At 71.0% G+C, this 14,081-nt stretch carries 10 protein-coding genes; all 10 read right to left on the reverse strand.

Annotated features, from left to right (window positions below; all coding sequences use genetic code 11):
- Positions 1-61: 61 nt before the first annotated feature.
- The 10 genes from RM812_RS34220 to RM812_RS34265 all read right to left on the reverse strand — a co-directional run bounded on the left by RM812_RS34220 (position 62) and on the right by RM812_RS34265 (position 14,059).
- Positions 62-1,237 (reverse strand): bifunctional class I SAM-dependent methyltransferase/NUDIX hydrolase, encoded by a 1,176-nt coding sequence (locus RM812_RS34220; RefSeq protein WP_311582028.1) that lies wholly within the window; start codon positions 1,235-1,237, stop codon positions 62-64.
- Positions 1,238-1,266: 29 nt separating this feature from the next.
- Entirely contained in the window at positions 1,267-2,169 is a 903-nt protein-coding gene (locus RM812_RS34225; protein WP_311582030.1) for an NUDIX domain-containing protein, read from the reverse strand.
- A 75-nt stretch (positions 2,170-2,244) separates the two neighbouring features.
- Positions 2,245-3,456 (reverse strand): M15 family metallopeptidase, encoded by a 1,212-nt coding sequence (locus tag RM812_RS34230; protein WP_311582032.1) that lies wholly within the window; start codon positions 3,454-3,456, stop codon positions 2,245-2,247.
- A gap of 74 nt (positions 3,457-3,530) precedes the next feature.
- Positions 3,531-5,003 carry an NUDIX domain-containing protein gene (locus RM812_RS34235; protein WP_311582035.1) on the reverse strand — a complete coding sequence of 491 codons (1,473 nt, stop codon included), beginning with the start codon at positions 5,001-5,003 and terminating at the stop codon, positions 3,531-3,533.
- Between the two features lie 50 nt (positions 5,004-5,053).
- Complete coding sequence (locus tag RM812_RS34240; protein ID WP_311582038.1) at positions 5,054-6,142, reverse strand: NUDIX hydrolase; 1,089 nt, start codon at positions 6,140-6,142, stop codon at positions 5,054-5,056.
- Positions 6,143-6,186: 44 nt separating this feature from the next.
- Positions 6,187-8,169: an ABC transporter ATP-binding protein gene (locus RM812_RS34245; protein ID WP_311582041.1), complete on the reverse strand. Its 1,983-nt coding sequence runs from the start codon at positions 8,167-8,169 to the stop codon at positions 6,187-6,189.
- Positions 8,170-8,404: 235 nt separating this feature from the next.
- Positions 8,405-9,517 carry a hypothetical protein gene (locus RM812_RS34250; protein WP_311582044.1) on the reverse strand — a complete coding sequence of 371 codons (1,113 nt, stop codon included), beginning with the start codon at positions 9,515-9,517 and terminating at the stop codon, positions 8,405-8,407.
- A 4-nt stretch (positions 9,518-9,521) separates the two neighbouring features.
- The gene (fxlM, locus tag RM812_RS34255) at positions 9,522-11,564 is read right to left on the reverse strand and encodes a methyltransferase, FxLD system (RefSeq protein ID WP_311582047.1); all 2,043 of its coding nucleotides are present in this window, start codon (positions 11,562-11,564) and stop codon (positions 9,522-9,524) included.
- Between the two features lie 36 nt (positions 11,565-11,600).
- The gene (locus RM812_RS34260) at positions 11,601-12,668 is read right to left on the reverse strand and encodes a lanthionine synthetase LanC family protein (RefSeq protein ID WP_311582050.1); all 1,068 of its coding nucleotides are present in this window, start codon (positions 12,666-12,668) and stop codon (positions 11,601-11,603) included.
- Positions 12,665-14,059: a lantibiotic dehydratase family protein gene (locus RM812_RS34265; RefSeq protein WP_311582054.1), complete on the reverse strand. Its 1,395-nt coding sequence runs from the start codon at positions 14,057-14,059 to the stop codon at positions 12,665-12,667. Before RM812_RS34265 ends, RM812_RS34260 begins: the two co-directional genes overlap by 4 nt.
- Positions 14,060-14,081: the final 22 nt, after the last annotated feature.

A 14,081-nucleotide genomic window follows, 5' to 3' on the forward strand; every position in this document is an offset into this window, starting at 1 on the left:
AGGGGCGGTGCCGACGTCGTGTCGCAGGAGGGCACCGGTGGCGGCTGCTGTGTCAGCGGCGCTACTGGGCATGGGCGAAGGCAGCGAAGTGCGCCGGCGGGTGGTCGATGGACAGTCCGGGCCGCCAGGACGTGAGGATTTGGGCGCTGCATACGAACAGGCTGTTGGGGAGCTGATCGAGGGGGTACCACGCCCAGTCGCCGACGTTTTCGTCCGGCTGGGTGGTCGGCTGCCCTTCCCAAGCGTGGACCTGCGCGCCGACGGTGACTCGCAGGACGCCTTCGACGTGATCGACGAGCGTGCCGAGCAGTTCCACGTCGCCGGTTCGAGCGACCAAACCGGTTTCCTCGGCAAGTTCTCGGACGACCGCGTCCTCGAAGGATTCACCGTCAGCTTCCACGCTGCCGCCGGGTAGTTCGAGGGTGCCCAGGCGGTGTCGGCCCAGCAGAATGCCCTGCTCGCTGAGCAGGATCGCGCCGACGCCGACTGCCGCGTGGGCTGCTGGCGCTCGGGTGCTGCGGGGTCGGCTGGAGATGCGCGCCGGCCGGTCGGGAAAGCGCCGGGCGCGGAGGAGCTGCTGGATGACCGTGGCGTTCTCGTCAGGGTGCGGGAAGAGGTCGATGGCCTCAACGCGGAAGCCGTACTCGGTGAGCAGGTCCTCCCACAGCTGCGGTGCCAGGACCCACATCTGCGTCGGCAGTGGTGGGTCGTCGCGGAGCAGGATCGTCTGCTCCCGTGGCGCTACTTCCGTGGACGGACCGCGGCCGTTCAGGTCGGTGTGCAGGAGCGAGAGGATCAGAGGGGCGCCGGGGCGCAGGCCGTCGCGCAGTGCCGGCAGCGAGCGGTGCGGGTCGATGAAGGCGAGCGTTCCGATCGCGTAAGCGGCGTCGAACGGCTCGGCTTCGGCCAGGTACTCGGTCACGTCTGCTTGGACGAACTCCACGCCGTCCACGTCCGTGTGGGTGCTGACGGCGCGTTCGTGCTGGGTTGGGGACAGTTCGATGCCGGTGACACACGCTCCGTGAGCCTGGGCGAGGTGGACGGCGTGATGGCCGGCCCCGGAGCCGATGTCCAGGACGCGGCGGCCGGTGACGGCGCCGAGGACTTCTGCTCCCGGTCCGATCCCTTCCCAGGGCGTCCAGCCGAGCCGGGCGGGGATGGGCGGGGTGTAGGCCCGAGCGAGTTGGCGCTGGCCGTAGATATGCCAGGCCCGGGTGTTGGTGTCCTCGGCGGGCATGGTTGCCTCCTGGGTGGGGGTGCTGGGGATCAGGTGTGCGTGATCAGGTAGGCGGGACCCTCGCCGCGTCGGGCTCTCTCGACGGCGTCGAGGCGGGCGAAGGCGCGCGGGGCCATCAGCTCCTGCCAGGTCGCGAGGTCGTGGACGGCCCACATGTCGTGTTCCGCGGGGTCGAGTCGGATCCGGTCAAGCTGGTCGGCGGTCAACTGGCCTCCGTCGAAGATGAGCCCCACCTTGTTCAGCGGCAGGTGGGGCCCGGCGTGCAGGAAGTGCGTCAGGAGCAGCGGCGGCGTGCTCAGACCGAGTTCGAGGCCCGTTTCCTCGACCGCTTCGCGCTGGGCGGTCTGCAGCGGGTCCTCGCCTGGGGCGTCCAGGTTGCCGCCCGGGAACTGCCAGAGTCTGCAGCCGTAGACCGAGCGGAGCTGGACCGGCCGGACGTGTTCGTCGCGGATGTACAGGCAGCCGTAGACGGTGTGGTGGGGGACGGTCTGCGCGTACTCCTCGGCCGTCATCGGCATGGGGCGCCCTGGCCGGGCAGGGCGGTGGTCGAACGCGAAGGCGAGAACGCCGAGCGCTTCTTTGGCGGGCGGGTAGATACTGCGGAGGGAGGCGAGCAGCTCCCCGGGCGGTCCGTCCGGGTCGATGCGCGCGGGATCCTCCGAGCCGAGCAGGTCCTCCAAGGAGGGGTACGAGGTGATCCGCTGTACGGTGACGTCGAGTTCCCGGCCGGTGTCCCGGTCGTGGAAGACGGCCGTGTCGCCGACTGCGATGGTCCGCTTGTTCGGGGTGGCCACCCTGACCTCGATCGTCTTGCGGCCTGCCTCCACTTGGCGGTAGTACCGCCCGAGCAGGTGCATGTGGTGCTCCTGCGGTCCGTCTCCGCCCGTCGGGCTCGGGATGGCCGGGATCGTCTGTTGGGTGTCGTCAGGCATACGTGCCTCCGTTCGATGTTTCCGTCCGTTGCCGGTCTGGGAGTCGAAACCGGGTCAGGGTGTGGGGGCGCGCTCCTATGTCGCGCTGCCGGCGGGCTGGGCCAGTTGGATCGGTCCGTAGCGAGCGTGCGGCTCCTGCCGCATCAGCGCGTGGTACCGGTCTGCTGCCGAGAAGTGCCAGAACTCGGTCCCGTAGTTCGTAAAGCCGGCGCTCTCCATCGCGTTGAGCAGCAGCGTGCGGTGGTGGCGCGCACGGTCGCTGATGTTCGTGGCGTGCGTGAAACAGGCCCGGTAGCTTTCCTCCGGGGAGGCGTTGACGCGGGTGCCGAGGTTCAGTTCATGGCCGTCCTGGTCGGCGAGGGTCACGTCCACGGCCGCGCCAGCGGAGTGGGGTGCGATCTCCGGTGGCGACACGTACCGGCTGGCGTTCTGGTGCAGCTCCTCGGCGGTCCAGTCAGGGTGGGCGGCGGCCAGCTCGTCGCGGTACTCGGTGAAGTAGCGCTGCTGGAGTGCGAGCGGCCGGTAGCCCTCGATGAACAGAAGGTCGGTGCCGGCGGGCAGGAGCGAGCGGGCCTGCTTCAGGCGGGCCAGGACACCCTCGCGGACGTGGGCGAACGCACCCAGAGGATCTTGCTTACGGGGGTCGACGCGGAAGCCGTGGTCTCGCACGTCGACGAGGGGTTCCCCGCACTCGCGCACCGGGATCGCGGCGACCCGCGGATCGGACATCAACACAAGAGGGTTCATCGCATCTCCCTGGGACGACTTGCACTGCGGCGGTGGGACGGGGGAGGCAGAGGTCAGATCGGTCTCGCGGAGGATGCCCGCGATGGTGTCCTGCAGCGTGCTGGCGGCCGGGATCACGGTCTCCAGGCCGCTGGGCAGCAGGTCCAGCTCGCGGTACCAGGAGGCGAGGTGGCTGTCGGTGACCTGCTCCAGGTACGCGGCATCCGCCTTCGAGGCGTGCCGGACCAACGTCGCCTCCAGCGGCACGTCCAGGTAGTAGCAGTGGGAGGAGCCGCGATGGTCCCGTACCAGAGACGTGACCATGTGGCTGTAGCGGTCGGCGTACAGAATCCCTTCGAGGACGACGTGGAAGCCGGCGTCGAGGGCTGCGCGGGCGATTGTGCTCAGCAGGGCGATGTTGGCGCCGCGCGCGGTGTCGTGTTCCCTGAGCACGTTCCGGCGGATCACGTCCTGGCCCACGATCGCGATGCCGCGGCCGTAGTGATCTCGCAGGCCCTGGGCCACGCTCGACTTGCCGGACGCTGAGTTGCCGCGGATCACCACGAGGCGGGTATCTGGACGCCCGGTCGCTGTCGCAGTGGGCACGCGACTGGATGCGCTGGTCGATGCGCCGGTCATGCGGGCCAGCCCGTCTCGCTGTACAGCTCCCCGTTCTGGATCTTCTCGATGGCCAGTCGGGTATAGGGGACGAGGTCGTCGGGAAGGGCGGCGGGATCCCAGAATCTCCACTGGGTGCACTTGTCCGGCTCGCGCAGCACCGGCTCGCCACTCCAGGTACGGGCGCGGAAGAACAGGCCCATGCGGGGCGGGTTCCTGGGCTGACCGATGTGGTGGACGACATGGACGAGTTCCACGTCCTGGCGCTCGATGCGCAGCCCGGCTTCCTCCATCGCCTCCCTGATCAGGCAGTCGATGGCGTTCTCCTGCTCGCAGTGGCCGGCCAGGACGTGCCAGGTGGACGGCGCGAACGCGGAGTCGGGGTGGCGCAGCCCGAGCAGCACCGTCCGGTCGGGGCGTTCCAGGTAGAGGTGGACGCCGATGATGTTGGGGACCGTGCCGTGCGGTGACGCCGGACGCTGTTCCTCGGGCTCGGGCCGGCTCTGCGCCGCCGGGAGGCTGGCGGCGTGGCGCCGTACGAGGTCGCTGGTCGTGTCCGCGATGCGCAGGCGGTGAAGGTCGTCGGGGGCGAACCAGGCGAGCATTACTCCTTCGGTCAGGTGGAGTTCGCGCGGGTCGCCGTTCCAGCGGCCGGCGTAGATGGCGATGGGTACGGTCGTGCCGTCGTCGTGGGAGGCGTACTCGGTGCCGAACGGGGACAGAGCGGCGAGATCGAGGCCGGCTTCCTCGGCCAGTTCGCGCCGCACGGTGTGTTCCAGGGTGGCGTCCTGGGGCTCTCGGCCGCCGCCGAGCAGGGACCACATGCCCGGCTCCCAGATCTGGCAGGGGAAGTAGTCGCGGAGGTGGAGCAGGTACTCGCCGCGGTCGTTGTAGATCAGGGCCGAGGCGTTGGCCGTCTCCGGTTCGACCTGGAGCGGCAGTTTGAGCAGCTTCCCGCGCAGTGCCGGGGAGGTCACCCGGTCCACGGGACGCCACTCGATGCCGCCGACCTCCTCTTCCTGCGGCACGACCGGCACCTCGGTCGTCTGCAGACGGAAGAGGAACCGGAGGTCGAAGTGCTGGTGTCCGGGCTCGCCCTTGCCCGGATGGGCGTCGATGTCGTGGATGTCGATGTCCAGCGGCACGGTCTCGTAGCCCGGCCACGGCGTGACGGCCCGAGACGGGATCCCGGTCTCCTCGTGCAGTTCACGCAGAGCCGCCGCGGCCAGGGAGCCGTCGGTGGGCTCGGTGTGTCCGCCGGGGGCGAGGACCTTCCCGCTGGCCCGGTGCAGCACGTGCAGGACGCGGCCGAGCTGGTCGACGACGATCGCGCCGCAGGTGACGTGCCCGGTGAAGGTCGAGCGGCTGGTGATGTCCTCGCCAGGCCGGTCGAGGGCCTCCAGGAGAACGCTGAGCTGCTCGCGCTCGTGAGGGTGACGGGCGAGGTAGGTATCGACGGTGGTGCGGACGTGGTGGTGCGACAACGGCATGGGGACTACCTCAGCGGGACGGGAAGGGGACGTGGTGGGCGGGGTCGGGGTCAGCTCAGCCGCATCCCCTCCGCAGGGATCTCCTCGATGGCGGAGGGGGAAGCGGTGGGGAGACCCCACCGCTCTCGTGCTGTGTCCGCGGCGAGTTGGGCCTGCCGGGCTCCGGGCGGGCCCCAGCCCAGCAGGGCGGCAGTCTGGGCGGGGGTGGCGAGCAGGCGGGCGAAGGGGCGCCCGGTGGCGGGGTCGACGGCCGCCGGCCCGATGGCGGTGACCCGGGCGGCCAGGCGGAGCCGGGCGTTGGGCCCCACGCCTCCGTAGACCTCGCCGGTCTTGTCCAGCACCCATCCCAGTCGCACCGGATCGGCCAGGGTGAGCTGGGCTTCCTCGGCGGCTTCGCGACGCAGGGTGTCCTCGGGCGTCGCGTCGGTGCTCTCCACGGTCCCGCCGGGCAGCATCGGCAGCGCGCCCCGCGGGCCGGGGTCGGCCACGACGACGACCCGGCCGTCGGGGATGAAGCACCACGCCCAGGCTTGCCGCACGGGCAGCCGCTCGGCCACGGGTCCGCGGTGGAGAGGGCTGTCCCACAAGGGCCGGTAGCGGACGTGAACGTCGTGCCGATCCAGGGCCGGGACGTCAAGGATGTGCCGGCCGTCGGCGAGGTGTGCGGTGGCGGTGTTGCCGAGCCGGGCCCGATAGGCGGCGAGCATGATCTGCCCGTCCACGGGGCGCAGCCGCTGGACCGCGTCCCGGGTTTCCAGGAAGGCGTACTCGGACAGCTCCTGGTGCGGCAGGCGGATCACCTCCACCTGGTCGGGGGTGAGGATTCCTCCGTCGAAGACGAAGCGGATCTCTCCGGGGCAGTGCGTGCCGGGCTGAAGATCGGGATGGTGCGCGGAGAAGGAGTGGACGGCGAGCACGGCCGACAGCGGCAGGTCCAGGCCCAGTTCCTCGGTGATCTCGCGCCGACAGGTGACATGCGGGTGTTCACCGTGTTCGACGACACCGCCGGGCAGCACCCACGAGCCGTCCTCACGGTAGGCGGGGCGCACCAGCAGGACCTGGCCCACCTCGTTGGTGATGAGCCCGGCGGCACCAAGCCACGCGGCATGCCGGGTCGCGGCGTACTGATCTGCCGGCACACCCGCAGCCGCTGAGACGTGATCCGAAGAGGACACGGGAGAAGTCACGTAGTTCTGCCTTCCGACACGATGGACGGGCGGGTCTTCAGCGGGGCGTCGCCGCTCATCCGGCGTTGCAGCTCCCACAGGGTCTGGAACAGCCCTGGTTGTTGAGTGAGTTGGGCGTAGGTGCCCTCCTGGACGATCCGCCCTTCGTCCAGGACCACGATCCGGTCGGCGACGGCCACGTTGGTGAGGCGGTGCGTGATCAGCAGGACGGCGCGGTCCTTGGCCAGTTCGCGCAGGCCGGCGAAGATCCGGTGCTCGGCGCGGGCATCGAGGGCGGCCGTGGGTTCATCCATCACCAGGAGTGCCGCCCGCCGATGGAACGCGCGGGTGAGGACCAGGCGCTGCCACTGCCCGCCGGAGAGCTGCTGTCCTCCGAACCACTCGCTGGTCAGGAGGGTGTTCAAGCCCGAACGGAGCTTGGGAAGCATCTCCGCGGCGCCGGACGCCTCGCACGCGGCGAGCAGGGCGGCGTCGCTGGTGTCGCCCTGCCCGAAGGTGATGTTGTCGCGCATCGTCAGCGGCAGGTAAGTGAACTTCTGCGGCACCAGCGCCACGTGCTCCCACGACCCCCACGGGTCCAGGTCCGCGGTGGAGGCGTGGTCCCACGCCACGTCGCCCTCGGTGGGCAGCAGCAACCCGCACAGCAGACGCGAGAGGGTCGTCTTTCCGGAGCCGTTTTCCCCGACCAGCGCCACGATCTCGCCGCGCTTCACATGCAGGGAGACGTTGCTCAGGCTGTCCTTGGGGGCGCCGTCGTAGCGGTAGGTGACGTTACGGACCTCGAAGCGCTCCGGGGCCGCGGTCACGGGCGCGGTGCCGCGTGAGTCGGTCATGGCCTGGCCGTGAGCGTTGTCGAGGAAATTCTGCCAGTCCTGTACGTACCAGCCGGTGCGCACCAGGCGGGCCCCGCCGTTGATGATGCCGCGCACCGAGCCGGTGGCGGTCTGAAGGGCGAAGACGGCGCCGCCGCCGGCCGCCAGGCTCATCCGCCCGGAGGCCAGGAGCCACAACAGCGCCGCCCACACTGCGGTCGAGGCGACGCCGCCAGCCACAGCCCCGGCCAGCCCCATCCAGGCACCCGTGTTCGCGGCCCTGCGCTCGGCCGCGTTGACCGAGGCGGCCAGCCGCCGGTACCGCCCGATCAGGAAGGGGCCGGCCAGGCAGGCACGCATCTCCTCACTGGACTCCTGATAGGCCATGTGCCAGCGCAGCTTGCCCAGCATCCGGCGCCGCCCGGAGGTCTCCAGCCCGGCGAGGTAGACCACGCGTGCGGAGCGCACGTACGCGGCGGCCTGCGGCAGGCACGCGAGGAAGAGCAGGGGGAGGAGCAGGGGGTGCAGGACGGTCAGGACGGTAGCGCCGGCCGCCAGCGTGGCGGTGGCTGCCAGCACGTCCTGCGCTTCTTCGACGAGGTCGGGGGTGACCTGGGCGCCGCGGTCGGCGATGTCGTAGGCGTCGTTGTAGCCGGGCTTGTTGTTGGCGGCCAGTTCCGCGCCGAGCGCGGCCTCGATCATCGTCAGCTCCGCCGTCCGGCCGAGCACCGGACGCAGCCGCCCGGTGAGCCAGACGACGGCAATGCCCAGCAGCGCGCGCAGGCCGGCGGCGGCAGCGATCACGGCCAGCTGTGGGGCGGCGTCCCACAGCCGCTCGGTGATGTCGCCCGAGGAGACCAGCGCGGTGATCGTGCCCGTGACAGCCAGGAGGCCGAGAGCCGCAAGGACGCCGGTTCCGATCTGGCACGCCAACAGGCCGATGGTTGCGCCGCGGTCCACGCGCCAGGCCATCTGCACCGAGCGCCGCACCAGCGAGGGAAGGCGCCGCGCCATGGTGCGGGAGGTCAGCAGGGAGCCGGCCTGGAGCCTCGACTCGTCGCGGTAGAGGTATTCCTCTTCTCGAACACCGGCGTCCTGCTGTTCGCCGTCCGGCGCGGTCCCCTTGGGCGGTTGCGGCAGCTGGTCCTGCGTAATGGCCGAGGTCATCGTTCTCCCTAGGACGGTCGCTGCGGCAGAGTCGTGAGGTCTAACGACACGGCTGCGATATCGAACACACGTCATTCGGTCGTGCTGGAAAGCCCGTAATCCCCTGCGTCTGTGGAACCTGCAGGCGCCACATCCCTGGTCTGGCATGGAGCGGCTGCGGGCAGGAAATGGCCGAAACGCCGACACCGCCAATCCACGTGGGCAGTACGCCCGGGCACCGCAGGTCGCCCGCCTCCTAACCGGGATTGGAATCGGCCTGCAGCAGCTCTTCCAACTCCCGCTCGGCGTTGCTGGCCGCGCCCGTCAGGGCCTCGTGGTCGTGCGCGGACAGAGCGCCGGCTCCCAGTCCAGCCGCGGCGATCACCGCGGTCAGCGCGACCGTCTCCTGGTCATCCAGGACTGACGCGGCGACGGGGTGGTGCAGAGCCTCTCGTGCGGCGTAGGCGTCGAGTCGGGCGACGCTGATGAGGGAGTCGAGTATCCGGGCATGATGGCGGCCGGCGTGGTCCAGTTCCAGGGCCGACAAGACCGTCCGGGTCTGGAAGACGGCGGTCGGCGGATCGGGGTGGGCAAGGAGCTGGACGGCTTCCTCCACGGTGCAGTCGAGATCGGCGCCGGGGACGGGGGTGTCGGCAGGTCGGCAGTGCGCCTGCAGGAGGAGGGCGACGGCTTTCTCCCAGGGCTCGGCGGGCTGGGTAGTGTCGATCAGGTCGCGGGCCTGCTGGTCCAGGCCCTGTTCCATCAGGGCCATGATCTTGATCTGGCGGCCGTCGAGGAGGCGGTTGCCGATGCCGCGATGCTGGGCCATGGCATCGGCGGCCTCGGTCCACCGCCCGATCTGGGCGAGGGCGCGGGCGCCGTCCACGAGCAGTGTGATGTACAGCTCCTGGCACACCGTGCGGTGGTCCTCGTCCGTGCCGGTCAGGGTCGAGAGGTCGACGGTGCGGCCGTCGATGTCGGTCTTGCTCCGGTGTCGGGCAGCGTCGTTGAGGCAGTGCAACAAGCTGTAGGCGAGTTCGCCGTGGCCGGCGCGAGTCTGCAGCCGGGCTAGGTTGACCAGCGGCATCAGCGACATGACGGCAATCCGTCCGCTGAGGCGTCCGGCGTTGGCGAAGACCTGGTGCTGGCGCCAGCACAGATCCTCGGCCAGATCGGGCAGACCGACGTCGGAGGCGATGAGCGCCGCGTAGTTGAGGACCCCGCAGGCGCGGGCCACCAGGTCGTGGTGGCTCGCACCTGCGGACGCGACGGTCAGCCCGGCGAGGTGGTTGATGCGCTCCTCCAAGGGGAGCGCGGGCGCCTTGGTGCGGCGGACCAAGGGGATGCGGCTGGCTATCGCGGGGATCATCGGCTCAGCCCTCGCGCGCCCAGTCGACGACCAGTCGGCTGTACGGCTTGTCGACGACGAAGCGCGGGTCGTCCGCCGTCAGGCGGTCACGTGAGTCGGCGACAGCCATCCGGAAGCCCGGTTCGGGGGCGTCATTGCCGCCGGTCGCGTCCCAGGCGCGGATCTCGCTCACGACGCGCTCGGCGAGGTCGGCGCCGCCCTCGCCGTGGCCGATCACGCCGACCTCCCAGTACCGGCCCTTCTCGTCCTCGCCCTCGCGGATGGTCAGGTACGCGAGCGACCCGCCGTCGAGGGCGGCCATGGAGCCCCACCCGAAGTGCGGGGTGAACCCGGGGCGCTGGCCCGGCAGGCGGGAGAGGCCGTTGGGCAGCACGCAGGCCAGGTACAGGTACAGCCACTCCCAGGCGGAGCCCTGCCGGAACTTCACCCCGGTGTAGAGCTTGGTCTGCTGCTGGTCGAGGACGGTACGGAGCGCTTCGCGGTCGACGTCCTGCTCGCTGAACGTCTCCAGGCGGACGTTGCCCTCGCCGGCCATCGGCACGAGGGTGTACACATCGTCGCAGACGCCCTTGCGCAGGGGGATGAAGGTGGCCATCTCGCAGGAGACGGTCTTCCACGTGTCCCCGTCGCGTTCGAAGGCGAAGGAGCGGGAGATGCTGCCGCGGATGCGCATCGGCAGGACCAGGCGCCCGCAGGGGGCGAGCTGGTCGAGGATCTTCACTGGGACGTCGCCGGCGCCGACGGTGAAGATGATCCGGTCGTAGGGGGCGTGTTCGGGCAGCCCGGCCGCACCGTCGGCCATCACGGCGGTGGCGTTGTCGACGCCGGCCTCGGCGAGGTGCCGGCTCGCGCCGGCGACGAGGTCCTGGTCGACGTCGAGGGTCCACACCTGCCCGCCGGGGGAGACGATCTTGCCGAGGAGGGCGGCGTTGTAGCCGGTGGCGGCTCCGGCTTCCAGGACCTTGTGGCCGGGCTGGGCGCCGAGCTGTTCGAGCTGGGTGGCGACGATGGACGGAGCGGAGATACAGGAGATCATCTCCCCGTGCTCGTCGTGCTTGATCGGGACGGCGTCCTCCTTGTACGCGCTCTCCAGGTCGACGCCGGGCAGGAAGGCGTGGCGGTCGGTGGTGCGGAAGGCGTCGATGGCCGCCTTGCTGCGCAGGTGGCCGCTGTCGACGAGTCGCTGGGCGAGGGCTTCGCGCAGCTGGGTGGGGCCGGTTACGGGTGTCACGATGGTCTCCATTCGGGGGAGGCTAGGGTCCGCCGGGGCGGACGTGCGGGTAGACACGTCGCCTTCTCCGGTGGAGAAGGCGACGTGACGGCCGAGCCACGCGGTGGCGGCCTGCACGTCGGCAGGTACGCCGGCGCGGTTGAACGCGAAGATCGCGTGATGGGCGATGACGCCCCGGATTCCGCGTATCAGGCGGCCGTCGGCGGCGAGCCGGCGCAGTCGGCGGCCGGCGTCCTCGAACGCGGCGACGCGCTCGACCCAGCCCGCTTCCGCGTCGGTGCGCAGGGAAGCGTCCACGTTCATCAACCGCCGCATCGCGGACACGGCATGCTCCAGCGCGGGCCCCTGAGGAGGGCTGACGGGGGGCCGCAGGGCCGCCCACCGGGCGTACACGTCTCCGGCTTCGAACGGGTCCAGTCCCGCCTCGCGGATCACGGCGGACAGCAGCATCACGCTGCGCTCGCGGGCGCCGGGGCTGCCGGTCTCGGCGAGCGCGGCCGGGCTGTCGGCGCAGAACACGTCGTGCGCGACCTCCATGCCCTCGGGGCCGCCGAAGGCATGGGTCTCCGGCTCGTACATCCCGCCCGTCCAGCCGGTGATGACGCGGTCGGCGACGAGCTGGTCCAGCAGGCCGGTGGCAGGCTGTTCGGTGCGCAGGCGCACGCCGGCGTCCTTGCGCAGGAAGTGGAAGCGGTGCCCGGCCAGCGCGGTCGCCAGGGCCCGTGCGGCGCCCGCTTGAGGGTCGAGGAAGGCCACGGATGCGTGCCACCAGGACGTGGCTGGAGGGATTGGCAGGTTCTCGTCGTTGAAGGTCATGAGCTGCAAACTCCTTGCAAGGGGCCGGTCTGGGGGTCAGGTGAGCAGGAGGGCGCGGCTCCAGCCGGTGGTGTCGGTGGCGTTCAGGGCGAGTTGGGCTCCGGCGCGGCCTTCCATGAATCCGAGTTTGGGCAGGCGCTCCCAGCTGTTGGCCAGCCGTCGGTGCAGGTCCCGGATGATCGGGCTGAAGCGGTCGGGTGCGGGGCTGTCGGCGGCGACCGCGCGGGTGAGGGTCAGCAGCCCGGCCCAGCCGTGGCAGAGGGTCGAATCGGTGATGCGGGCGAGGTGCAGCGGGTCGGTCAGGATGGTCACGACGGTGTCCTCGGCCGCTTGGCGCCGTGTGGTGTCGCCGAGGGCGAGCGCGGCGAGCTGCTGGGCGCGGGCGATGCCGGGCCGGCCGTAGCACCAGGACTGGCGGGCCGGTTCCGCTGCAGGCGGCTGGTCGTCCAGGTGGGCTGTGGTGGACCAGTAGTGGGTGCCGTGCCGGTCGAGCCAGGTCGCGAACGTGCCGACGGCCTCCTCCTGGCCGGGGACGCTGACGCCTTCGCGCAGGGCGAGGGAGAGAACGGCAAGCGGCCCGGCGATGCCGTGAGCCATGCCGTTGTTGCCGTGCCCGCCGGCCATCTCCTTCCCGTCCGGGCCGGCCAGTGACCACCACCCGGGCAGCATCCTGCCGTCACCGCGGGCGGGGTGGGCGAGTGCGACGAGGCAGGCGAGCACGTCGGGCAACCGGGGCGCGATCGGGCGGCGGGACAGCAGCAGTGCGGCGAGCCCGGTCAGGCCGCGGATGAGGTCCCATTCGGCGAGGTGGGGCAGCGCGCCGGCCGCCTGTCGGCGGTGAGCTGCGACGAGCCGGGCGTTCACGACGCGGTCGACGGCCACGCGGACGTCTTCGCTGGCCCCGTGCACGCGGGCCAGGACGAACTCCAGGGCGGGGGCACCGTGGAACAGGCTGGCGTTACTGCCGGTGCTGACCCCGCGGGCGGTGGCCTGGGCGAGGTGGCGACGGGCGGTGGCCAGGTCCCGGCGCTCGATGTCGAGCAGGGCCATCCCCAGGGCGCCCTCGGACAGGTCCTGCGTACGGGGTACGGTCGTCGTGGTCATGAGCGCCTGGCCAGGGGGACGACGATGCTGTGGGCCCGGCCGCCGATCCACCCGTCGGCGTCCGCCGGAGGCGCGTCGTGCAGGGTGGCGATGCCGAAGGGGCTGGCGTCCAGATACGCGCGCAGGAGGTCCAGGTCGACATCGCGGGACAGGTCGAGGGGCAGCTGCTGGTCGTCCTCGGCGAGCAGCAACCGCTCCGGCACCCGGAACCGGGCACGCCAGGCGTGGAGTTGGTCTGCCCACTGCTGGAGCGTGGCGGTGCGGGCAGGCAGCGTGCCGCTGCGGATCTTCCACCGGGCGGCGGTGAGGATGGTGCGCCGGTAGGTGAGGGCCGGGGTGAAGGGCAGGGTCCACGCGGCGCCCCAGTCGAACCAGGTCACCTGCGGGGAGGCGGCCCTGCTGATCTCTCCGAGGAAGCGGGCCATCGGCGGGGTGTAGTTGTTCCACAGGAAGTTGATGGCGGTGGGGGCCAGCAGTTCCAGTGGCTTGCCCGTCGCGGACTCCACCAGCTTGGGGCGTCCGTCCGTGACGGTGACCGCGAGGTCCTGGGGAAAGAGGACGTGCGGTCCGGGGCGGCGGAATTCGCCGACGCTGACGACGCGTGGCAGGGCCTGGGGCGCGCGGGTCAGCAGGTCGGCTGGCACCCGTCCGGCGTGGAAGGAGAGCTGCGCGAGTTCTGCCCCCGGGTCGACGGTGGGCAGGCTCGCGTACGTCGTCTCGGTGCCGGGGAACAGGTGCCAGAACCGGCCGGTCATCGATCCGGCCGAGCGGGAGACCGTCAACACGCGCAGCCGGAAGTCGCCCCGGTCCAGGGCCGGAACGGAGGAGGCGTGGACCTGTGCGGCCAGTTCGAGGTGGGGCGCCACGTCGTGAGGCTTGTCGCCAGCCGCTGCCTCCAGTTCCTCGATCATCGCCCCGGTCACCGCGACGGTGCCGGTGCCTTCGGCGGCGGCGGTGCCGGCCAGCTCCAGCAGCAGACGGTCACGCCGGGACATCGGCCGAGGGGGTTCGCTCGCCGTGACGAACCCTGCCGGGAAGCCCACGCCTCGGTGGGGGTCCGTGGCGACGTCCAGCGGCACGGCAGTGTTCTCGCCGTAGCGCTCGGTGAACTGCTCGATCCACCGGCGCCAGGTCGGTGTTCCGTTCGGATGGGTGACCAGGCGGGCCAGTACGGTCGCCGCGGTCTCCGCCTCGGTCAGTATCTGCTCGGGCAGCCGCACGTCGGCGTCCAGCCGCAGGTCGCACGCGGTCCGCAGGCCGGTTGCTTGAGCGCGCGCCGCAGGCGGTAAGAAGCTGTTCTCTTTTCGATCTTGAGAGATGTGCGTCGAACGGGAGTCCCGATCGGGTGATCGCGGGGCGCTGGACGCATACGAACAGGGCCTCCTGAACAGCTCGTTGGTGTCGAATCACCGA

Source organism: Streptomyces lancefieldiae (assembly GCF_031845825.1).
Lineage (GTDB): Bacteria > Actinomycetota > Actinomycetes > Streptomycetales > Streptomycetaceae > Streptomyces > Streptomyces lancefieldiae.

Coding starts and splice junctions, on each gene's coding strand:
- RM812_RS34220 (WP_311582028.1), bottom strand. CDS start 1,237: ATGCCCGCCGAGGACACCAACACCCGGGCCTGGCATATCTACGGCCAG.
- RM812_RS34225 (WP_311582030.1), bottom strand. CDS start 2,169: ATGCCTGACGACACCCAACAGACGATCCCGGCCATCCCGAGCCCGACG.
- RM812_RS34235 (WP_311582035.1), bottom strand. CDS start 5,003: ATGCCGTTGTCGCACCACCACGTCCGCACCACCGTCGATACCTACCTC.
- RM812_RS34245 (WP_311582041.1), bottom strand. CDS start 8,169: ATGACCTCGGCCATTACGCAGGACCAGCTGCCGCAACCGCCCAAGGGG.
- RM812_RS34250 (WP_311582044.1), bottom strand. CDS start 9,517: ATGATCCCCGCGATAGCCAGCCGCATCCCCTTGGTCCGCCGCACCAAG.
- fxlM (WP_311582047.1), bottom strand. CDS start 11,564: ATGACCTTCAACGACGAGAACCTGCCAATCCCTCCAGCCACGTCCTGG.
- RM812_RS34260 (WP_311582050.1), bottom strand. CDS start 12,668: ATGACCACGACGACCGTACCCCGTACGCAGGACCTGTCCGAGGGCGCC.